A 20,687-nucleotide genomic window follows, 5' to 3' on the forward strand; every position below is an offset into this window, starting at 1 on the left:
CTCCGCGTCAGCGGCCGCCCTCGGCCAACTCGGCGAGCATCCCCTCGCAGCTGCGGACGACCACCTGCGCGCCGCGCCGCTGGGCCAACCGGAGCAGGGGGTCCTCGGCGCGGTCCCGCCAGCGCCACTGCGCCTCGGCGGCGACCTCCCAGAGCCGCTGCACGCCGGCGTCGTGCTCGATCCCGAGCCGGGTGGCCAGGCCGACCCCGTCGCCGCCGACCAGGCGCCGCGCCTCCGCCGCGAGTTCGGCGTCGAACCCGAGCCGGGTGTCCCGTAGCGCCGCCAGCAGGCGAAGCTCCTGGAACTCGTGGGCGCCGGCGAGGATCTGCTCGACCGTGCCGAGCAGCTCCGCGGTGCCCGGCGCGGGCTCGGCGCGCAGTAGTTCCTCCACCGCGGCGAGGGCCGAGCGCGACTTGAGCGTGTCCCGCCGGTCGACGAAGAAGCGGCTCACCGACTCGCGCAGCTCGGCCAGGCCGCTGCGGCGGATCAACTCGGCCGAGAGGGTCGCCCGGCTGTCGCTGCCGGTGCGGACCAGCGTGGTGGCGAGCCGCACCCCGAAAAGGCTGAGCCGGTCCAGCAGGCCGGCGCGTACCTCGGCGTCCACCGGCACCGGCAGCTCGCCGCGGAGGAACCGGTCGGCGGAGAGCAGGTACGCGTCCAGCTCCGGGCGGGGGACCGCGGCCAGTTGCGCGACGGCGGCGAAGTCGGACTCGCTGAGCACCCGGCCGGCCAGGCCGATCAGCCCGCTGCACGCCACCACGCCGACGCAGAGCGCGTTCGCCCGCGGATCGCGGAACTGCCGGCGGGCGAGCTGGCGGGCGGTGAGCAGCGCGTCGATCTTCCCGCCGCCGATCTCGTCCGCGCGGGACCGCACCATGATCACATTGACCGGGGCGGCCTGCCCGACCGCGCTCTCCCGGCCGGCCTCCAGCATCCGTAGGTCGGTGCCGCGCCCGTCCCGGGTGAGGTAGAGCACCGCGTCGGCCTCCCGCAGCACCCGGTCCATCACCGGCGACCGGTCCTGCTCGCCGGGACCGCCGACCGCCGGCGTGTCGACCAGGGTCACCTGGCGCAGGGCCCGGGTGGGCCAGCGCACCACGATGTCGCGCAGCTCGCCGGCCCGCCAGCCGACCAGGTCCACCCGCATCCCGGTCGCCGACCGGACCATCGCCAGCTCCTGCGGCGGGTGGCTGGACGAGTAACCGGTCGCCCGCGGCTGCGGGCCGTCCTCGTACCAGGTGAAGGCGCCGCTGCCGTCCGCACCGGCGACCGGGGCGACCTCCTCACCCATCAGCGCGTTCAGCAGGGTCGACTTGCCGGCGCGCCACGGGCCGGCGATCGCCACCCGGAGCGGCTGTTCCAGTCGCGCCAGCTGGCCCCGCAGGTGCCCGGTGGCCCGCGGGTCGTCCCGGTAGAGCTGGAGTGCCTGGTGCAGCAGCCCCCACACCGCCTCGTCGAGGCGCAGGCCGACGGTCACGCGCGGGGCTCCAGCGGTGTCGGCGCGGGCCGGGCGCCGGTCAACTGCTGGGCCTGCTCGTAGAGCGCGGCCAACCGCGTCATCTTCACCTTGATCTCCCGCTGCCGCTGGTCGCGGACCGCCGCGTCGGTGTCGGCCGCCTGCTTGGCCGTCCGCAGCGACTGGACGATGGCCTCCTGCAACTCGTCGGTCAGCGCGGTGAAGTGGTCCCGCAGCATCCGCTGCACCTGGCGGGCCGCGTCCCGGCAGTCCTTCGTCATCCGGACGAAGAAGTCGTCCACGTGCCGCTGGATGGCCGTCTTCACGGTCGCCTGCCGCCGGCGGAGCAGCTGCTTGCTCTCGTCCCGGATGCTCTTGCCGCCGAACAGCGCGCCCGCGCCGATCGACACCGGGTTGATCATCGGCATGCCGGCCAGCGTCATCGCCAGGCCGAACATCAGGAGGCCACCGTAGGAGCCCTTCATCCCCGTGATCACCTTCTGGGTGGCGGTGAACCGGTCGATGCTCGGCCGCTCGAGCTCCGGCAGCCGGTAAGCGAGATCGTCGGGAACGGTCATGGACCAGGGCGGCAGCACGTCGTAGCCGTACCGGGCGAAGTTGCCGGCGACCCGGCGTGCGGCGTGATCGCAGCGCTGCGCCAGCCACTCGTGGTTGGCCTCCGCCGCCTCGATCAGGCTGCGGGTCAACCAGTCCTGGAAGGTGTCCCAGGCGACCAGCGGATCGGCCGTCTCGAACGCGTCGTCGACCGCCCGCAGGATCTGCCGGGTCCGGTCGCGCAGGTCGTACTCGATGTCGGACAGCAGGTCGGCCATCTCGTCGTTGAGGGTGTTCTGCCAGCGTGTGGAGCACCGTCGCAGCTCGTCCACCTCGCGCTGGGCCGCGTGCAGCCGGGACATCGGGCCGGACTGCTCCTCGGCCCGCTGGCTCTCCAGCTCGGCGCGCAGCGGCGCGGCCAACTGCTCCACCACCGTCCGGGCGGTCAGCCCCACCGAGGCCCGGGCCAGCACGTCGGCCTTGCCGGCGAGGTCGCGCTGGAGCCGGGCGATCAGCGCCGGGAAGCCCGACTCGGCGTTGAGCCCACGGTCGTCGGCGGCGGCCGCGCGCAGCCGCAGCGACGCCGAGACCGGGATCAGCGCCGCCGGCACACCGGCCTCGGCCAGGTGCCGGCGATTGCGCTCGGCGACCACGCGCCAGTCCGGCACCAGGTCGATCTTGGTCTGCACCACGACGACGTTCGGGTGTGACCGGGTGACGTGCAGCAGCATGTTCAGCTCGGCCACCGACAGTTCCCGGGTCGAGTCGGAGACCAGCAGCACGGCGTCCGCGCGGTTCAGCCCGGCGACCGGGACACCGCCGCCCAGCGTGCGCACCTCGTCACTGCCCGGCGTGTCCACGAACACCAGTCCGGCGGCGAGCAGCGCGCGCGGGAGTCCGATCTCGACGTACGCCGGGCCACCACCCGGCCGGCGGCCGAGCGTGCCGGCGACGCCGGCCGCGATCCGGTCCAGCGGCACCGGGGTCCGTTCGGCCGTCACCGGGAGGGCCGTGCCCGCGGACCGGCCGGGGGCGGCCGGCGGCGTCTGGACCACCGCCACGGCCGCCGCCTCGGCGTGCCGCACGACGGTCGGCAGCACGGTGGTGCGGCCGTCCCCGACCGGGCAGACCGGCGCGTTGACGATCCCGTTCACCAACTGGCTCTTGCCCTGGTGCGGCTCGCCGATCACGAGGACGCGCAGCGTCGGATCGAGCAGTTGGGCACGTCGCTGCCGGACGGCCTGGAGCAGGTCGCCGCGCCCGTGTTCACGGCACGTACGGGCGATCTCGTCGAGAACGTCCAGCCAGATCCCCGCCATCACCGCACCAAGTGTGCTGATTTCAGCGCAATTATCAAGAGGCAGGAATCCCGGAGACGGGGAAGGGCCGGGTCACCGCTATCGGTGACCCGGCCTCCCCGCTCCGACCGGGCGTCGGTCAGAGCAGACCGTCGGTGATGCCCAGCAGGCCGCCGCCGTGAGACGCGGACGCGTCCCCGTGGACCCCGGCGTCGCCGGTCACCCCGCCGGTGACGCCACCGGTCACGCTGCCCACCGTGCCGGTGACGCCGGAGAGGACGCCATCCACCTGGTGCGTCACGCCGCCCACCGTGGACGGCACGTCGACCGGGCCGACCGAGCCCGCGTCGCCGCCGTTCAGGCCGAGCCCGCCCAGGGTGTCGTTCACACCGAGCGAGTCGACGAGGCCGCCGACCTGGCCGGTGGTGCCGGAGAGGGTGCCGCCGAGCAGCCCGTCCGGCGTGCCGAGCAGGCCGTGGTCGGTGGCGTCGAGAACGGTGTCCGGGGCGCCGACGGCACCGGTCACGTCTCCGACCACCGGGTCGGCGACCGTGTCGACCACGCCCACCACGTCGGCGTCGAGGGTGTGCGCGACGTCGTTCACCCCGGTCAGGTCGGTGGCGATCCCGCCCGGCCCGACGCCCACGCCGATCCCCGGCAGCACCGTCGCGCCGACGGCGACCGCCGTGGGGTCGACGGCGATGGCGCCGAGCACGCCGGCCTTGACGTCCACACCGGAGTAGGTGCTGCTGACCGTGATCTGCTGCGCCACGCTCTGCAACTGGCCGACCACGTCGGTCGCGTCGTTCACCAGCGGGTCGGCGCCGAGCTGACCCGTCAGCGGGGCGACCGGCGCCAGGCCGCCGACCGGGGCGTAGTCGACCACCAGCGGCACCACGTCCTGCACGTCGGCGGCGGTGATGTCGGTGAGCCCCGCGGCCTGCAGCGCGCCCTCCGGGTCGAGGTCGAAGGCCGACCGGGCGTCGGCGTCGGTGAGCAGGTTGAGCACGAAGTCGTGCAGGGTCTGGTCCATGTGCCGGATCTCCTCGAATGTGGGCGTCGTCGACCGCCGCTCGTCGACATCGACGCTATGACCCCCGAGCGGCGCCGGTCATCGGGGAACTGCCCGCAACCCACTCCGCTCGGTTAGGGCGTCAACCCCCTCCGCCGTTAGGGGGACTGGGGGAACCGGGCCGGCCAGATTTAGGGTCTCGATGCCGGAGAGTTCTCTGGTACGAACGTAGGAGCCCACGGGGATTCACCGGGGGTGGGCCGTCCGCACGATGGGATACCCGTGGCCCGCGGCCGGCCGACTCGCGGTCGAGGAAGAAGCGAATGCCGTACGTCCTGGGGATAGACATCGGAAACACCACCACCGCCGCCACCATGGCCCGGCGGCGGGGGGCGAGCTGGGCACGACCCGAGGTCGTCGCGCTCGACGCCGGTTCGGCGACCCTGCCGTCGGTGCTGCACCTGGGCACGGACGGCACCCTCGTCGTCGGCGAGTCCGGCGGCGACGACGGCAACCGGACCGCCCGCGGCTTCGTCCGCCGGGTCGGTGACGACGTGCCGCTGCTGCTCGCCGGCGAGGCGTGCCCGCCGCAGATGCTCACCGCCGTCCTGGCCACCTGGGTGGTCGAGCGGGTTCACGACCGGGAGGGCGAGCCGGCCGACGCGGTCGTGGTCAGCCACCCCGCGGGCTGGGGACGGCACCGGCGTGACCTGCTGCACGCCGCCCTGTGGGAGCAGGGGCTGGCTCACGTGACGCTGCTGCCGCGTACCGTGACCGTCGCCGAGAGTCACGCGGCCCGGGGCTTCGCCGGCGGCACCGCCGCCGTCTACGCCCTGGGCGGCAACAGCTTCGAGGCCGCGCTCGTCCGGTGCAACGAACGCGGCCGCTACGAGACCGTCGGTTTCCCGCAGGGGCTGGACTGGATCGGCGGCGCCGACTTCGACGAGGCGCTGGCCGAACACGTCCGCACCGTGCTCGCCCGGGAGATCGCCGCCGCCGGCCGGCGGGAGACGTACGCCACCCTGCGCGCCCTCCGGCCCGAATGCGACCGGGCCAAGCGCGAACTGACCGTCAGCACCGACACCGACGTGCTGCTGACCCTGCCCACCGGGCCGACCCGGGTGCCGGTGAGCCGCGTGCAGTTCGAGGAGATGATCCGGCCGGCCGTGCAGGCCACCGTGGAGCTGCTGGACCGCACCGTCCGCTCCGCCGGGCTGCGGCCCGCGGAACTCGACGCCGTCCTGCTGACCGGCGGGTCCACCCGGATCCCGCTGGTCGGCGAACTCCTCACCGCCGCATTCCCGGTGCCGATCGAGGTGGAGCCCGACCCGCAGCTGACCGCCGCCACGGGCGCGGCGCTGGCCGCCTGCCAGGTGATGTCACCGCGCCCGCGACCGGCCGCACCGGAGCGCGCGCAGCAACCCGCCGCCGGCCCACGACGCGGCGGCGCGGCGGTACCCGCGCCACGACGACCCGACCACGACCGACCGGTCCACAGTGAACCCCCACCACGCCCACCGGTCCGCATCACCCCGCTGGACCTGCCGAGGCCGTCCCGCCTGGCGCTGGCCCGAGGGCGGGGACGCGAAGGATGACCACCATGATCATGAGCACTGTCGCCGGAAGCCGACTGGTGCTGGACCGCGCGCCACAGGCCCTGCTCGACGCGGTCGCCACGGACCCCGGGGCACCGCTCGCGCTCGCCGTGACCGGCCCGGGCGGCCACGGGCGCACCGCGTACCTCCAGGAACTGGCCCGGATCTACCGGCGGGCCGGCGTCGCCGTGCGGGAGAACCCGCCGGAGTCGCCCGACCAGGTCGACCCGGAGACGGTCCTGCTGGTCGACGACGCCCATCTGCTCGACGACGCCCGACTCGAAACCCTGCGCCGCCTCGTCGCCGGGCGGCGGCACCGCGTGGCCGTCGGCTACCGGCCGTGGCCGCGACCCGCCGGGCTGGTCGAGCTGGCCGACACCCTCCGGCGGGACGGGCAACTGGTCCTGCTCACCCCGTTCGCCCGGGAGCAGACGGCCGCCCACCTCGCCGCCGTACCGGAGCTGGGCCGCCGCGCGGAGCTGCTCGACTTCGTGCACGGGCAGACCGCGGGCGTACCTCGCGACGTCGAACGCCTCGCCCGCGGGCTCCGCGGTGCGGAGCCCCGTCCCGGCGTACCGGCCGAACCGCCCCGGCAGGTCGTCCTCGAGTTCGGGCCGGACCTGGAGGACCTCACCCCCGACGTCCGGCGGCTGCTGCTCGCCGTCGCCGCCGGCGTACCGCTGCCGATGGAGCTGCTCGGCACGCTGCTCGGCCGCGACCCGGCCGACGTGGACGCGCTCGTCGCGGCGACCCGGGCGGCCGGCCTGCTCGGCGCGGACGGACGCCTCGCGCCACTGGTCCGCCGGGCCGTGGTCGCGCTCAGCCCGGCCACCGAACGGACCGCCGTGTGGCGCCGCCTCAGCGAGGTACAACTGGCCCGCGGCGGCCCGGTGCTGCCGCTGGTCCGCGCGCTGCTCACCGCCGGGGTAGCCGGCGACTGCCCGGCGGGGACGCTCGAGGCCGCCGCCGAGGAGGCGCTCGGCGCCGACCCGGCCCTCGCGGCGGAGCTCTTCGCTGCGGCCGCGGCCGCGGGCCGGCCGGTGGCCGCCCGCCAGGCGGTCGCCGCGGCACTCGCCGGCGATCTCGACGCCGCCCTCCGGCTCGCCGACCGATTGCTCGCCTCGGCGACGCCGACCGAGCGGGCGGAGGCGGCCCTGGTCGCCGCGACGGCACTCGCGCACCGCGGCCAGGTCGGCCGCAGCGTGGAGCTGTACCGGTGGTCGGGCGCCGCCCCGGCCACCGCGTTCGCCACCGTCGGCGCGCTCGCCGGCGGTGACCGGGCCGGCGCGACGGGTGGGCCCCGAGGCGACCGGGGCGGCCCGCCCACCCTGCACGCCAGCGCCGCCCAACTGATGGCCGACGGCGTCGCGGAGAGCGTCGACGGGTCACCCACCGCCGCACTGTCCACCCTGGTGCAGGCCACGGCGCTGCTGGAACCGGACGGACGGGCGGTGCTCCTGCCGGACAGCCCGGCCGCGCTCGCCGCGCTCACCGCCGTGCACTGCGGTGAACTCGACATCGCCGACCGGGTGCTCGACCGCGCCCTCGCCAGCGGCATCGGCGGCCCGCTGATGGCCCGCCGGCATCGGCTGCTCCAGGCCTGGATCCTGCTGGTCCGGGGCCACACGGCCGTCGCCGCCGACCGGCTCGCCGCGGTCACCGCCGTCGGCCGGCCGCTCGAATCGCGGGACCTGCTCTTCGCCACCGCGCTGGAACTGGGAATCGCCCGGCGGAACAGCGACCTCGGCGCGCTCCAGCGCGGCTGGGGCCACGCGCTGGAAGCCGTGGTCCGCCACCCGGTGGACCTGTTCACCCTGCTGCCCCTCGGCGAGCTGGCCATCGCGGGCGCCCGCCTCGGCGACCTGGACCGGCTGGCGCCCTACCTGCGCGAGGCCCGGGCCCTGCTGGCCCGTCTCGGCGACCCACCACTGTGGAGCACACCCCTGCACTGGAGCGGGCTGCACGCGGCGATCCTCACCGAAGCACCCGCCGCCGCCGACGACCACGTAGCCGCGCTGCTCACCGCGGCGCCGCACAGCCGGTACGCCACCGTTGTCGCCGCGGCCGCCACCAGCTGGGTCGACGTCCTGCGCGGGGTGGTCGACCCGATCCGCGTCGAAGCGGCCGCCCGCGGCCTGCACGACGCCGGGCTCTGCTGGGACGGCGCCCGGCTCGCCGGGCAGGCCGCGATCCGCACCGCCGACCGGCGGGCCATGACCACCCTGCTGGACTGCGCCCGGATGCTCCAGGGCCGCCCCGCCGGGGCGAAGGGCGGTCAGCGTCCCACCGCCGGCGCCGACGGTCAGGTCGCGGACGCCCTCACCGCACCGGCCGCGCACCGGCTCAGCGACCGGGAACGTGAGGTCGCCGAACTGGTGCTGGCCGGGCTGACCTACCGGGAGATCGGCGACCGGCTCTTCATCTCGGCCAAGACCGTGGAGCACCACGTGGCACGCATGCGCTCCCGCCTCAACTGCGCCAACCGCGCCGAACTGCTGGCCCTGCTGCGCACCATCGTGGCCGACCGGTCCGACACCGGGGCCGGCCAGCCGTGGCCCGAACGGCCGACCCGGTGAGCGGGCACGGGGCGGCGTCGACCGGTCAGCACCTCCGGCGACAGTTCGTCGCCACGGCGGTCGTCCTGGTCGCGCTCTGGTCGTACGCCGCCTACCTGACCGGCCGCGACGCGGCCGACCTGCTCCGCATCCGGGCCCTGGCGGAGACCCTCGGCCAACCCACCGACCGGCTGATCCTCGACCTCCAGACCGAGCGGCGCCTCACCGCCGGCACCATCGCCAACACCCCCCGGGCGCGGGCCGCGCTCGCCGGCGCCCGCGACGGCACCGACCGGACCGTGACCACCCTGCGCGACACCGCCGCCGGCACCGACCTGCGGCTGCTCACCGCCGGCGCCGTCCGTGACCGCGCCGACCAGCTGCTCCGCCACCTCGACGGGCTCCCCGGGCTACGAGCCGAGGCGGACGCCGGCCGCGCCGAGGCCGTCGCCGGCTACGACCGTCTGATCGACACCGCCTTCGCGGTGTACGGACCCGAGTGGGGCGCCCGGGAGACCAACCTGGCGGCCGAGACCCGGGCCGTCGTCGCGCTCGCCCGCTCCCGGGAACTGCTCGCCCGGGAGGACACCCTGCTCACCACCGCGCTGACCAACGGCCGAATCACCGCCGACGACCGGCGCCGGCTCACCGAACTGATCAGCAACCAGCGGTACGCCGGCGCCGAGGCGGTCACCGGGCTGCCCGCCGCCGACCAGGCGGCCTACCGGACCCTGCTGGAGGGACCCCGGTTCGCCGAGCTGCTGTCCCTCGAGGATCAGCTGCTGCGCCCCGGCGACGACCGGCCGGCGTTCGGCGTGGACAGCTGGCGCCCGGCGGCCGACTCCGCCCTGGCCGGCCTGCACGAGCTGGTCCGATCCACGGCCCGCCGCAGCGTCGAACGCGCCACACCCGGCGCCGCCCTCGTGGTCACCCGCACCGGCGCGGTCCTGGGGCTCGGCCTCATCGCGGTGCTCGCCCTGCTGGTCGCCGGCACCGGCACCGTCCGCCGGCTCTCCGCCGGAACGCGCGCGCCGAGCCAGAATCCACCGATCGCCGACGGCACGACCGCCTCGGGTCCCCTCCCGGCGGCCACCGCTGCTCCACCACAGCTGCCGGTCCACACCGAGCCAGCCGCCCCACCGGCGGGCACGGGCCACGTACCGGCCGGGAACCAGCCCGGCCCCGGACCGGCCACCCGAGATCTCTTCCTCCGCGTCACGCAACGCAACCAGGCGCTGCTACGCGAGCAGTTCACGCTGCTCGACGCGATGGAGCGACGGGAGCACAACGCGGAGGACACGGCCGACCTGTTCCAGCTCGATCATCTCGCCACCCGCCTGCGACGTAACGTCGAGAAGCTGGTCACGCTCGCCGGCGCCCGGCCCGCCCGGCGCTGGCGCCGGCCCGTACCCCTGCTCGACGTGGTGCGGGGCGCCGTCGCCGAGGTCGCCGACTACCAGCGGGTGCTGGTCGCACCGCAGTGGCCCTGGTCACTCGCCGGCCCCGCGGTCACCGACGTCACCCACCTGCTCGCCGAACTCGTCGAGAACGCGCTGGCGTACTCGCCGGCCAGCACCACCGTGCGGCTGGGCGGCGAGGAGAGGCCCACCGGCTGCGCCGTCGAGGTCACCGACGACGGGCCCGGCCTCGACCCCGCCACCCTCGCCGAAGCGAACCGCCTCCTGGCCGATCCGCCACCGACGGGTCCACCGAACGGCCGCACCGGGCTGTACGCTGCTGCCCTGCTCGCCGCTCGCTGCGGCGCCCGGGTCTCGTTGCACCCCGGGCCGCGCGGCGGAACGGCGGCGGTCGTGCTGCTCCCTCCCACCCTGGTCACCCAGACCGGGCCCGACGGCGCAGCGACCGGGCCGGGTGGCCCCCGGCCCGGCCCGGCGGTGGGAACGACGTCCGGATCCGGCGTCGCCGGCGACCTGCCGGTGCGGACCCGGCAACCCGGGTCGGTGCGGCCCGGGCCAGGCACGGCGGGGTCCGACACGGTCGAGATACCGGTCTCGAGAGCAGCGAGAGGACACAGATGACGCATTCAGTGGTCACCGCCGACGGCCTGACCGACGGCCTGACCGATGCCCTGAACGACCTGGTCGACCGGGTGCACGGGGCCGAGTTCGCGGTGGTGCTGTCCCCCGACGGGCTGCTGCTCGGCGCAAGCCGCAACGTCGACGACGACCTGGCCGAACAGCTTTCCAGCCTGGTCGCCGGCCTGGAGGCGCTCGGCATGGCCGCCACCCGGGTGTGCGTCGGCGGAGGGCTGCGCCAGGTCGTCGTGCAGATGGCGCGCGCCTTCCTCTTCGTCGCCACGACCCGCAACGGGGCGATCCTCACCGTGCGGATCGGCGGCGACGCCGAGGTCGGCGACATGGCGTACGAGGTGGCGCTCTTCGTCGGCCAGGCCGAGCGGCACCTGCCGGTGTACCTCGAACCGGCCCCGACTGCGACGGGCGGGGAGATCGGTGCAGCCCACCGGCGGAGCTGACGAAGCGTGGTACGACGACGACGCCGGGCCGGTGGTCCGGCCGTACGCCGTGACCGGTGGGCGCAGCGCCCCCGACCGTGGCCGGTTCGACCTGATCACTCTGGTCGTGACCCGAGGCACGGTGGCATCGACCGCGCAGCTCTTCCCGGAGCAGGCCGCGATCGTCGAGATGTGCCGGCAGCCGCTCTCGGTGGCCGAGGTCGGCGCCGAACTGGACCTGCCGGTGGGCACCGTCCGGGTGCTCCTCGGCGACCTGCTCGACGCCGGGCTGATCGAGACGCACGAACCGCCGACACTCTCCGAGCTGCCGTCCGAGGAACTGCTCAGGGAACTGCTCGCCGGACTGCGCGCGCTGTGAGCGGGCGACCGACCGCGGTGGCGCGTCGGTGGAAGATCTGAGAGGGGAACCAGGTAGTGCCGGCATCACCGCCGCAACCACGTAGGACCGTGGCGATCATCCTGCTCGACCGATTCGTGGCCCTCGTCGGGGCCGCCCGGCGTGCGCTCACCGGACAGGGTGGCGGGTCGGCGGTCGTCCGGGTCGCCGCCCTCGCGTCGCTCGCGGTGCTGGTCGCCACGGCGGTCCCCGTCGTCCTGGTGCTGCGGACGCCGGAGCGCCTGGCCCCGGTGGCGCTGGACCCGCCGCCCGAGCCCGCGATGCCGGAGACCACCGAGCACGGGACACCCGGCGCGGAAGCCAGACCGGCCACGTCCACCCGGCCGACGCCCAGCCAGTCCACCAGTGCCGCCGCCCCGACCACCGCACCGCCGCCCACCACCGACGGGCCGGCGCGCACCACCGCCGCCGCCCCGGTGCCGCTGCGCGCCGACTTCGCCATCGCGGACAGCGCACTGCTCAGCTACGGCGCGGCCGTCACCATCGGCAACCCCGGCCCCGCCGGGGCGCCGGACTGGAAACTGGTGATCACGCTGCCCCGGGAGTCACTCGACGTCACCGGGGTGACCGGGGCCCGCGCCAGCCGCGACGGCGCGACCTGGACCTTCGTGCCGGACGGGCCGGCCGGCCAGGTCCCCGGCCGGGGCTCGGTCCGGGTCACCTTCCGGGTGGCGGGCGCGCCCATCAGCGCCACCCCGACCGCGTGCACGATCGACGGCGCCGCCTGCGCCGGCCTGCCCGACTGACCATCGGCGCGGCCGGCCTCCCTCCAGAGGATCAGTCGCGCCTGGCCGAGGGCACCGCGCAGGCCGCGGTGCCGCCGGGCAGGCGGTGCCGGTTGCGGGCCACCCAGCGGTACGCCGGCCAGGCCGCCGCGCGCACCGGCGGGAACCGCAGCCCGGCGCCCGCTACCCGCCAGACCGGCCCGCTGGCGGCCAGCAGCCGGGCGATGGCGTCCGGCCCGGCGGCCCGTACGCCGTCGGCGCCCACCCACTGCACGGCCTGCTCGCACTCGGCCTCGGTCAGCCCCAGGGCGGCGAGGTCGGCGAACTGCCACGGCACCACCCGCGCGGCGGTGGGGATGTGCCGCTCGATGAACTCCGCGCAGCGGGTGCAGAACGCGCAGTCCCCGTCGTAGACGAACGTCGACCTGTCCATGCCCCCATCCTCCACCCACCGAGCTGCGACCGGGTGTCGAGGTGGCGCGCGTCGCTTGCATCCGGCTCGTACGTGTGTTCGAATGATGGCCATGCGCTGGGACAACCTCACCGCTCCCCCGGTCGAGGGAGTTCCCGAGCGGGCAGCGCCAGCGACGCCACCCCTGCCGCTGGCGCTGCCCGGCGCGACCGTCCGCACCTTCGACACCCCGGGCTTCGCCGGCATGACGTTCTACGAGGTGCAGGCCAAGTCGATCATCAACCGGGTGCCGGGCGCCTCCCGCGTCCCCTTCGAGTGGACGATCAACCCCTACCGGGGATGCAGCCATGCGTGTGTGTACTGCGTGGGCGGCGACACCCCCGTTCTCATGGCCGACGGTCGGACCAAGCAGATCCGAGACCTGGAGATCGGCGACCGGATCTACGGCACCGAGCGCCGGGGCGCCTATCGCCGCTACGTGGTCACGACCGTGCTGGCCAAGTGGTCGACGGTCAAGCCCGCCTACCGTGTCACGCTCGCCGACGGGACCACGCTGGTGGCGAGCGGCGACCACCGCTTCCTCTCCGACCGCGGCTGGAAGTACGTGACGGGTGCCATGCAGGGTCCAGGACAGCGTCCCTACCTGACCACCAACAACCGGTTGATCGGCACCGGCCGCTTCGCCGACGGGCCGAAGGACTCGCCCGACTACCGCCGGGGTTACCTGTGCGGCATGGTCCGGGGCGACGCCAACCTGGCGAGCTACCACTACGCCACCGGCTCGGTGCACCGTTTTCGCCTCGCCCTCGCCGACGACGAGGCGCTCTTCCGCAGCGAGCGTTACCTGGCCGACGCCGGCATCGAGACGACGCGCTTCGCCTTCGCGCCAGCCACGACCCGCCGCCGCGCCATCTCGGCGATTCGCACCTCTCGACTGGCGCACATCGAGGCGATCACCGACCTGATCCGGTGGCCGTCCGAGCCCAGTGATGACTGGCGGCGTGGCTTCCTCGCGGGCATCTTCGACGCGGAGGGCAGTTGCAGCCGGGGTGTCTTTCGCATCAGTAACGGCGACGAGGAGATCCTCGACCAGGTGCGGCGGTGCCTGGCCCACTTCGGCTTCCGGTCCGTCCTCGAGGATCCACGGCCGTCGAACGGGGTGCGGAACGTCCGGCTGACCGGCGGTCTCGCCGAGCGCCTGCGCTTCTTCCACCTGACCGACCCGGCCATCACCCGCAAGCGCTCCATCGAAGGCGCGGCTCTGAAGTGCCAGGCGCAGCTGCGGGTGACCGCGATCGAGCCGTCGGGCCTGGAGCTGCCGCTCTGGGACATCACCACCGGCACCGGCGACTTCATCGCCGACGGCGTGGTCAGCCACAACTGCTTTGCCCGCAACACGCACACCTACCTCGATCTCGACGCGGGGGCGGACTTCGACCGGAAGGTGATCGTCAAGGTCAACGCGGGCGATTTGGTCCGCCGGGAGCTGGCCGCGCCGCGCTGGCGCGGAGCGCACATCGCGATGGGCACGAACGTCGACTGCTACCAGCGGGCCGAGGGGCGCTACCAGCTCATGCCGCAGATCATCGGAGCGCTGCGCGACTTCGCCAACCCGTTCTCCATCCTCACCAAGGGCACGCTGATCCTGCGCGACCTGCCGCTGCTGCGTCAGGCCGCCGAAGTCACCCGGGTCGGTGTCTCCTACTCGGTGGGTTTCGTCGACGAGCGGCTCTGGCGCGCCGTCGAGCCGGGCACCCCGAGCCCGCGGCGGCGGCTCGACGCGGTCCGGGCGCTCACCGACGCCGGCTTCCCGGTCGGTGTGTTGATGGCGCCGATCCTGCCGGGCCTCAGCGACAGCGACGAGTCGATCGACGCCACCGTCGCGGCGATCGCGGCCGCCGGAGCGACCAGTGTGACGCCGATCCCCCTGCACCTGCGCCCCGGCGCCCGCGAGTGGTACGCGCACTGGCTGGCCCGGGAGTTTCCGCACCTCGTGCCCCGCTACCGCGAGCTCTACCGCGCGGGCTCCTACGCACCGCAGGCCTACCAGCGGGAACTGACCGCGCGGGTGCGGATCGCGGCCCGACGGCACGGCCTGCACCGCGCCGAGTCCGGCGAGAACCGGAGCCTGCCGGAGCCGCCGCCACCCCCGGCCGCCGAACAGCTGACCCTGCTCTGACGGGGCTGCCTGATCGACCAGCCAGCGGCCGGGCGCGCCGCGCCGGAGTTACAGTCGCCGGGTGCGTACCGCTCAGCAGATCCTCGCCGACTCCGCCGTGATCGCCGTCGTGGGCGCGTCCCGCGACCCGCTCAAGGCCGCGCACAGCGTGCCGTTGCAGATGCAGCGGTACGGCTGGCGGATCATCCCGGTCAACCCGACCGCCGACGAACTCTTCGGTGAGCCCGTCTACCGGTCACTGGCCGACATCCCGCACCCGGTCGACCTGGTCGACGTGTTCCGGCCGGCGGAGGACGCGGTCGAGGTGGTCCGCCAGGCGGTGGCGATCGGCGCCCCGGCGGTGTGGCTGCAACTCGGCATCGTCTCGCCGGAGGCGCGGCGGATCGCGGAGGAGGCGGGCATCGACTACGTGGAGAACCGCTGCCTGATCGTGGAGCGGGCCGCCGCCGGCCTCACCCGGCTGGGCTGACCGCTCGGGCGCCAGAGCGTCCCGGCGGTCACCGGCCGATCCCGCGTGGTGGCCGGCGTTTTCCGCGCGGACGCTTCGGAGCTGATGTCGTAGACGACTCAGCTCCACAGGCTCTGCCGAACGCACCGGCACTCCACTTACCGAGCACGGCTCGCCCTGCCGCAGAGATGCGTGCCGGTCGTACCCTTCGGCCATGTCGCTGGGTGGGTCGGGCGTTGCCGCTTCCGGAGTCGATCGGCATGGGCTCTGGGTGCGCCGTTCGGCGGCGCTCGCGGCCGCGGCGGTGGCCGCCGCTGGTGCGGGCATCGCGGCCGTCCGGATGCCGCTGGACGCGATGGACTCCGGTGCGGTGGACCTCGCCGGTTGGCTGCTCACCGGTGCGCTGCTGCTGTCGTCGCGGACCTGGTACCCACGTCGCCGGGCCCGGCTGGTGTGGCAGGTACGGGTGGCCGGGTTGCACGGCTTCGAGCCGGGTCTGGTGGCGCGGCGCTCGGCGGCCGGATGGGCCGGTCCGTTGACGGAGGTGGCCGGCGCCGCCCTGTTGTCCCTGGCGCTGCTGGCGTCGCTGCCGGACCAGGGCTGGAGCCGCGTCGTGCGCATCGTGATCGCGGTCGGCATCGCCGCGTTCGCCGGCCGGGTCGTCTACGATATGGCGCGATTCTCGGGCGCGCTCGCGTTGACGGCCAGCGGCATCCGGCAGGAACGCCGCTGGCACGACTGGTCCAACATCGACCAGGCACGCCTGCACAGGACGAAGGGCCGGGTCGACGGGGTGTACCTGCGCCCGAAGGTGTGGCTGCCGACGAAGCACGAACGGAGGGTGGGGGGCCGGACGACGGCCGTGCCGGACGAGCGGCTGCTCGCCGCGATCGACCATTTCCGGTCCCGGCCCGAGGTGCTGGCCGTCGGCCTACCGGTCACCGCACCCGGGCCGGCGCCGGCCCGGCATTGACGGCCGGTCTCCGCCGTGGCCGAAACGTCGACCGGTGACGAATCAGAGCTTGTACTCCTTGAGCAGGCCGCGGGAGATGATCGTCTTCTGGATCTCCGAGGTGCCCTCGCCGATCAGCAGGAACGGCGCCTCGCGCATCAGCCGCTCGATCTCGTACTCCTTGGAGTAGCCGTAGCCGCCGTGGATGCGGAACGCCTCCTGCACCACCTCGGCGCAGTACTCGGAGGCGAGCAGCTTGGCCATCCCGGCCTCGACGTCGTTGCGCTGGCCGGCGTCCTTGAGCCGGGCGGCGTTGACCATCAGGGCGTGGGCGGCCTCGATCTTCGTACCCATCTCGGCGAGCTTGAACGCGATGGCCTGGTGCTTCGCGAGGGGCTGGCCGAAGGTGCGGCGTTGCTGGGCGTACGCGACGGCGAGTTCGAAGGCGCGGATCGAGATGCCGCAGGCGCGGGCGGCGACGTTGACCCGGCCGACCTCGATGCCGTCCATCATCTGGTAAAAGCCCCGGCCGACCTTCTCCGCGCCGCCGAGCACGGCCGAGGCGGGCACGGTGACGCCGTCGAGCACCATCTCGGTGGTCTCGACGCCCTTGTAGCCCATCTTGTCGATCTTGCCGGGGATGGTGAGGCCGGGGGCGGTCTCGCCGAAACCGGGCTCCTTCTCCAGCAGGAAGGTGCTCATGTTGCCGTAGACCGAGTCGGCGCCGGTCTCGGTCTTGACCAGGGTGGCGACGACCGACGAGTACGCGCCGTTGGTCAGCCACATCTTCTGGCCGTTGAGCACGTAGCTGTCGCCCTCGCGGACGGCCTTCGACTTGATGGCCGAGACGTCGGAGCCGCACTCGGGCTCGGACATCGAGAACGCGCCGCGCACCTCCCCGGTGGCCATCTTCGGGAGCAGCCGGCTCTTCTGCTCGGCCGACCCGTGCTGCGAGATCAGGTACGCGACGATGAAGTGGGTGTTGACGATGCCGGAGATCGACATCCAGCCCCGGGAGAGTTGCTCGACCACCAGGGCGTAGGTGAGCAGGGACTCGCCGAGCCCGCCGTACTCCTCGTCGATGGTGAGGCCGAACAGCCCCATCTCGCGCATCCCGTCGAGGATGTCGGTCGGGTACTCGTCGGCGTGCTCCAGCCGCTGCGCGTGCGGGATGATCTCCTTGTCGGCGAACTCCCGGACGGTCTCCAGGATCGACTGCTGCACGTCGGTCAGGCCGGGCGTCTGGGCGAGTCGGGCCATCTCAGCCTCCGGGGGATCGGCGCATTACTCATGGGTAACTGAACGCTCGGTCAGTATCGGTCTCCGGGGCGGCGAGGCCAAGGTGACCAGTCCACACAACCGCTGTGAAAAGGTTCACCGCTGCGGGTAGCGTCCGGCAAGAGGGCCCATGACCGGCGCCGGCACGAGGAGGAGACCGTGACCCATCCGCCGCCGTCCGGACCGCCCGAGCCGTCCGGTTCCGAGCAGCCGCCGTCGCCCTACGAGCCGCCCCGCCCCGAGCAGCCCCCGTCGCCGTACGAGCCGCCGACGGAGCGCTCGCCCTACGCCCCGCCGCCGGACCAGTCGCCGTTCGGCCCGCCGCCGCAGGGGTCGCCGTACGGCCCGCCCGCCGACCAGTCGCCCGCCGCGCCGGCCCCCGACCAGCCGCCGTTCGGCCAACCGGGCGGCTACCCGCCCGGCCCGCAGTGGGGGCAGCAGCCGTCGTACGCCCCGCAGGTGCCGTACGGGCAGTACGGCCCGCCACCCGGCGGGCCCGGGCGTCCCACCAACGTGTTGGCGATCCTGTCGCTGGTCTTCGCGTTCGTGTTCCCGCCGGCCGGCGCGGTGCTCGGCCACGTGGCCAAGCGGCAGATCCGCGCCAGCGGCGAGGACGGCGAGCAACTCGCCACCTGGGGGCTCATCCTCGGCTACGTGTTCACCGGCCTGGGCCTGCTGGTCTGCTGCGGCTGGATCGCCCTGGTGGCCTTCGCCGGCAGCACCGGCAACGGCGGCGGCTACTGAGGCCGGGCTCAGGCTACTGGGACCGGCTCAGCGGAACTGCGCCTCGCGGACGCTGTTGCCGCCGTCGACCACGAGCATCTGACCGGTGATGTACGACGCGGCCGGCGAGCAGAGGAAGGCGATCGCGGCGGCGACCTCGTCCGGTGTGCCCGGCCGCCCGACCGGGGTGCCGAGCCCCTGCTTGATCTCGGCCATCGTGGACGCCGCGGTGTAGATGGTGCCGGGCGCGACCGCGTTCACGGTCACCCCGTCGGCGATCATCTCCATCGCGAGGGCTCGGGTCAGCCCGACCACGCCCGCCTTCGCCGCGGCGTAGGCGGCCTCGGTGGGCAGGGCGTTGACCGGCCCGGCGGTGGCGGACAGGTTGACGATCCGCCCCCAGCCGCGCTCGGCCATCCCGCCGATGAACGCCCGGCTGCACAGGAACGCGGTGGTGAGGTTGCGGTCGATCTCGCCGCGCCACTCGTCGTAGCTGAGCTGGGCGACCGGGCGGAGCACCTCCGGGCTCGCCCGGCTGGCCAGCCCGGCGTTGTTGACCAGCACCTCGACGTCGCCGAGCTGGTCGGCGACCGCGTCGGCGAGCGCGCCCACCTCGGACTCGTCGGTCAGGTCGGCGACGAAGCCGGTGACCCCCAGCTCGCTCGCCCGCTCGTGGATCCGCCGGGTGGTGGAGACGATCGCGACCCGGGCACCCAGGTCGGCGAGCCGCCGCGCGGTCGCGTAGCCGATCCCGTCGGCGCTGCCGGCCCCCGTCACCAACGCGACCCGGCCGTCGAGTCGCATGGTCACCGGCTCGGGCTGCGGGGCGGGCGCGTCCTGACCGCCCGGGGCGGCCGGCGTGGCGGCGCGGCTGCGCCGCGCGAGGCCGGGACGGCTCGCGTCCCGCCTCGGTCGGCTGCCGGAACGGTCCGCGGCGCGCGCGTCGATTGCCATGCCTGGATCCTGCCCGTTCCGGCCGGTCCGGGCAACGCGGCACCCGGAAGCAGGGGCATCGGGTTTGCCCACCGCTGGCTACCCTGACGGCGCACCCGTACCCAACGGAGAGAAGCGCATGACCAATCCCCCACCGTCCGGCGGCTGGAACGATCCGGCGTGGTCGGGCCAGCAGTCCAGCCCGCCGGTCGACCCTACGCTGCCGATCGGCGGTCAGCCGGTGCCCACGCAGCCCGGCCCGGTCGACCCGTACGCCCCGGCCGATCCGTACGCGGCCGGGCAGCAGTCGCCGGCCACCGCCCCGTACGCGCTGCCGGGCTATCCGGCGCCGGCCCCGGGCTACCCCGGTTACGGCTACGCGCCGCCGCAGAAGACCAACGGGCTGGCCATCGCGGCCCTGGTGCTCTCGCTGATCGGTCTGACGTCCTGCATCACCGCGCCGATCGGCGCGATCCTCGGGCACGTGGCGCAGAAGCAGATCCGGCTCAGCGGCGAGGGCGGCGAGGGAATGGCCAAGGCCGCCATCATCGTCGGCTGGATCCTGACCGCGCTGTTGGTGCTGTTGATCGTCTTCTACGTCGTGGCGATCGTCTTCGCCATCACCCAGAGCGGCGACACCACGTACTGATCCCGGCCGTCGACCCGCCGGCGGGTCACTCCGCCGGCGGGGTGAAGGAGGTCGTCCGGCTCATCCCGGCGGCCCGGCCCTTGGCCGAGATCACCAGGGCCATCTTGCGGGACGCTTCGTCGATCATCTCGTCGCCGAGCATCACCGCGCCGAGCCGGCCGCCCGCCTCCGAGGTGTAGTGCTCGTACGCGTCGAGGATCAGCTCGGCGTGGTCGTAGTCGGCCTGGGCCGGCGAGTAGACCTCGTTCGCCGCGTCGATCTGGCCGGGGTGCAGCACCCACTTGCCGTCGAAACCGAGCGCGGCCGAGCGCTTGGCCACCTCACGGAACGCGTCGACGTCCCGGATCTGCAGGAACGGGCCGTCGATGGCCTGCTTGTCGTGCATGCGGGCGGCCATCAGGATGCGCATCAGGATGTAGTGGTAGGGGTCGCCCGGGTAGTCCGGGATGAGCGCGCCCACGACCAGGGACTTCATGTTGATGGACGCCATGAAGTCGGCCGGGCCGAAGATGATGGTCTCCACCCGGGGTGAGGCGGCGGCGATCTCGTCCACGTTGACCAGCCCGGCGGCGTTCTCGATCTGCGCCTCGATGCCGATCCGGCCGACCTCCAGGCCGAGCGTCCGCTCCAGCTGGGTCAGGGTCAGGTCCAGCCACTGCACCTGGGCGGCGTTCTGCACCTTGGGCAGCATGACGCAGTCGAGGTTGGCGCCGGCGCCCTCGACCACGTCGATGACGTCCCGGTACGTCCACGGGGTGGTCAGGTCGTTGACCCGGACCACCCGGGTCTTGCCGGTCCAGTCGCCCTCGTTGAGCGCCGCCACGATGTTCTTGCGGGCGTCCGGCTTGGCCAGCGGTGCGACCGCGTCCTCCAGGTCGAGGAAGACCTGGTCGGCGGGGAGGCCCTGGGCCTTGCCGAGCATCTTGACGCTGGAACCGGGTACCGCGAGGCAGGACCGGCGGGGGCGACCGACTGCGGCCATGGATGCGCTCCTTCCAGCGTGCGGCGGACACGCCGACGCCAGCT

The 20,687-nt window shown here is 74.2% G+C and carries 18 protein-coding genes; 11 read left to right on the forward strand and 7 right to left on the reverse strand.

Going from position 1 to position 20,687, the window contains the following annotated elements; genetic code table 11:
• Nucleotides 1–7: 7 nt before the first annotated feature.
• The 3 genes from O7603_RS18190 to O7603_RS18200 form a co-directional block, all read right to left on the reverse strand.
• A complete protein-coding gene (locus tag O7603_RS18190) occupies nt 8–1,477 on the reverse strand; it encodes a dynamin family protein (RefSeq protein ID WP_281571002.1) in 1,470 nt (489 codons plus the stop codon).
• Entirely contained in the window at nt 1,474–3,330 is a 1,857-nt protein-coding gene (locus tag O7603_RS18195) for a dynamin family protein (protein ID WP_281571003.1), read from the reverse strand. The genes O7603_RS18190 and O7603_RS18195 overlap by 4 nt, the downstream gene beginning before the upstream one ends.
• Nucleotides 3,331–3,448: 118 nt before the next feature.
• The gene (locus tag O7603_RS18200) at nt 3,449–4,342 is read right to left on the reverse strand and encodes an IniB N-terminal domain-containing protein (RefSeq protein WP_281571004.1); all 894 of its coding nucleotides are present in this window, start codon (nt 4,340–4,342) and stop codon (nt 3,449–3,451) included.
• A gap of 302 nt (nt 4,343–4,644) precedes the next feature.
• On the opposite strand from O7603_RS18200, the gene O7603_RS18205 reads away from it, so the two are divergent.
• The 6 genes from O7603_RS18205 (at nt 4,645) to O7603_RS18230 (ending at nt 12,108) form a co-directional block, all read left to right on the forward strand.
• A complete protein-coding gene (locus O7603_RS18205; protein WP_281571005.1) occupies nt 4,645–5,916 on the forward strand; it encodes an Hsp70 family protein in 1,272 nt (423 codons plus the stop codon).
• A 5-nt stretch (nt 5,917–5,921) separates the two neighbouring features.
• Nucleotides 5,922–8,492 (forward strand): LuxR family transcriptional regulator, encoded by a 2,571-nt coding sequence (locus O7603_RS18210; protein WP_281571006.1) that lies wholly within the window; start codon nt 5,922–5,924, stop codon nt 8,490–8,492.
• Nucleotides 8,489–10,510 (forward strand): nitrate- and nitrite sensing domain-containing protein, encoded by a 2,022-nt coding sequence (locus O7603_RS18215; protein WP_281571007.1) that lies wholly within the window; start codon nt 8,489–8,491, stop codon nt 10,508–10,510. Before O7603_RS18210 ends, O7603_RS18215 begins: the two co-directional genes overlap by 4 nt.
• Nucleotides 10,507–10,965 carry a roadblock/LC7 domain-containing protein gene (locus O7603_RS18220; RefSeq protein WP_281571008.1) on the forward strand — a complete coding sequence of 153 codons (459 nt, stop codon included), beginning with the start codon at nt 10,507–10,509 and terminating at the stop codon, nt 10,963–10,965. The genes O7603_RS18215 and O7603_RS18220 overlap by 4 nt, the downstream gene beginning before the upstream one ends.
• Entirely contained in the window at nt 10,943–11,323 is a 381-nt protein-coding gene (locus tag O7603_RS18225; RefSeq protein WP_281571009.1) for a DUF742 domain-containing protein, read from the forward strand. Before O7603_RS18220 ends, O7603_RS18225 begins: the two co-directional genes overlap by 23 nt.
• 89 nt (nt 11,324–11,412) lie before the next feature.
• Nucleotides 11,413–12,108 (forward strand): hypothetical protein, encoded by a 696-nt coding sequence (locus O7603_RS18230; RefSeq protein ID WP_281571010.1) that lies wholly within the window; start codon nt 11,413–11,415, stop codon nt 12,106–12,108.
• A gap of 31 nt (nt 12,109–12,139) precedes the next feature.
• Here the strand turns inward: O7603_RS18230 and O7603_RS18235 are convergent, their stop codons facing one another.
• On the reverse strand, nt 12,140–12,520 hold the full coding sequence (locus O7603_RS18235) for a DUF393 domain-containing protein (RefSeq protein WP_281571011.1): 381 nt from the start codon (nt 12,518–12,520) through the stop codon (nt 12,140–12,142).
• A 91-nt stretch (nt 12,521–12,611) separates the two neighbouring features.
• Between O7603_RS18235 and O7603_RS18240 the strand changes: the two genes are divergently transcribed.
• The 3 genes from O7603_RS18240 (at nt 12,612) to O7603_RS18250 (ending at nt 16,099) form a co-directional block, all read left to right on the forward strand.
• Nucleotides 12,612–14,678, forward strand: a complete 2,067-nt coding sequence (locus O7603_RS18240) for an intein-containing Rv2578c family radical SAM protein (protein ID WP_281571012.1) — start codon at nt 12,612–12,614, stop codon at nt 14,676–14,678.
• Nucleotides 14,679–14,739: 61 nt separating this feature from the next.
• Nucleotides 14,740–15,147, forward strand: a complete 408-nt coding sequence (locus O7603_RS18245; RefSeq protein ID WP_281571013.1) for a CoA-binding protein — start codon at nt 14,740–14,742, stop codon at nt 15,145–15,147.
• Between the two features lie 193 nt (nt 15,148–15,340).
• Nucleotides 15,341–16,099, forward strand: a complete 759-nt coding sequence (locus tag O7603_RS18250) for a hypothetical protein (RefSeq protein WP_281571014.1) — start codon at nt 15,341–15,343, stop codon at nt 16,097–16,099.
• Between the two features lie 42 nt (nt 16,100–16,141).
• Here the strand turns inward: O7603_RS18250 and O7603_RS18255 are convergent, their stop codons facing one another.
• Entirely contained in the window at nt 16,142–17,338 is a 1,197-nt protein-coding gene (locus O7603_RS18255) for an acyl-CoA dehydrogenase family protein (protein WP_281571015.1), read from the reverse strand.
• Nucleotides 17,339–17,515: 177 nt separating this feature from the next.
• Between O7603_RS18255 and O7603_RS18260 the strand changes: the two genes are divergently transcribed.
• Nucleotides 17,516–18,100 carry a DUF4190 domain-containing protein gene (locus tag O7603_RS18260; RefSeq protein ID WP_281571016.1) on the forward strand — a complete coding sequence of 195 codons (585 nt, stop codon included), beginning with the start codon at nt 17,516–17,518 and terminating at the stop codon, nt 18,098–18,100.
• Between the two features lie 27 nt (nt 18,101–18,127).
• Here O7603_RS18260 and O7603_RS18265 read toward each other — a convergent pair whose 3' ends face one another.
• Nucleotides 18,128–19,033, reverse strand: coding sequence for an SDR family NAD(P)-dependent oxidoreductase (locus O7603_RS18265; protein WP_281571017.1), 906 nt, complete (start codon nt 19,031–19,033; stop codon nt 18,128–18,130).
• Between the two features lie 118 nt (nt 19,034–19,151).
• Between O7603_RS18265 and O7603_RS18270 the strand changes: the two genes are divergently transcribed.
• A complete protein-coding gene (locus tag O7603_RS18270; protein WP_281571018.1) occupies nt 19,152–19,661 on the forward strand; it encodes a DUF4190 domain-containing protein in 510 nt (169 codons plus the stop codon).
• A gap of 25 nt (nt 19,662–19,686) precedes the next feature.
• Here O7603_RS18270 and O7603_RS18275 read toward each other — a convergent pair whose 3' ends face one another.
• A complete protein-coding gene (locus tag O7603_RS18275; protein ID WP_281571019.1) occupies nt 19,687–20,643 on the reverse strand; it encodes a CoA ester lyase in 957 nt (318 codons plus the stop codon).
• Between the last annotated feature and the right edge of the window lie 44 nt (nt 20,644–20,687).

The sequence above is a fragment of the Micromonospora sp. WMMD812 genome, assembly GCF_027497215.1.
In the GTDB taxonomy this organism is placed as follows: domain Bacteria; phylum Actinomycetota; class Actinomycetes; order Mycobacteriales; family Micromonosporaceae; genus Micromonospora.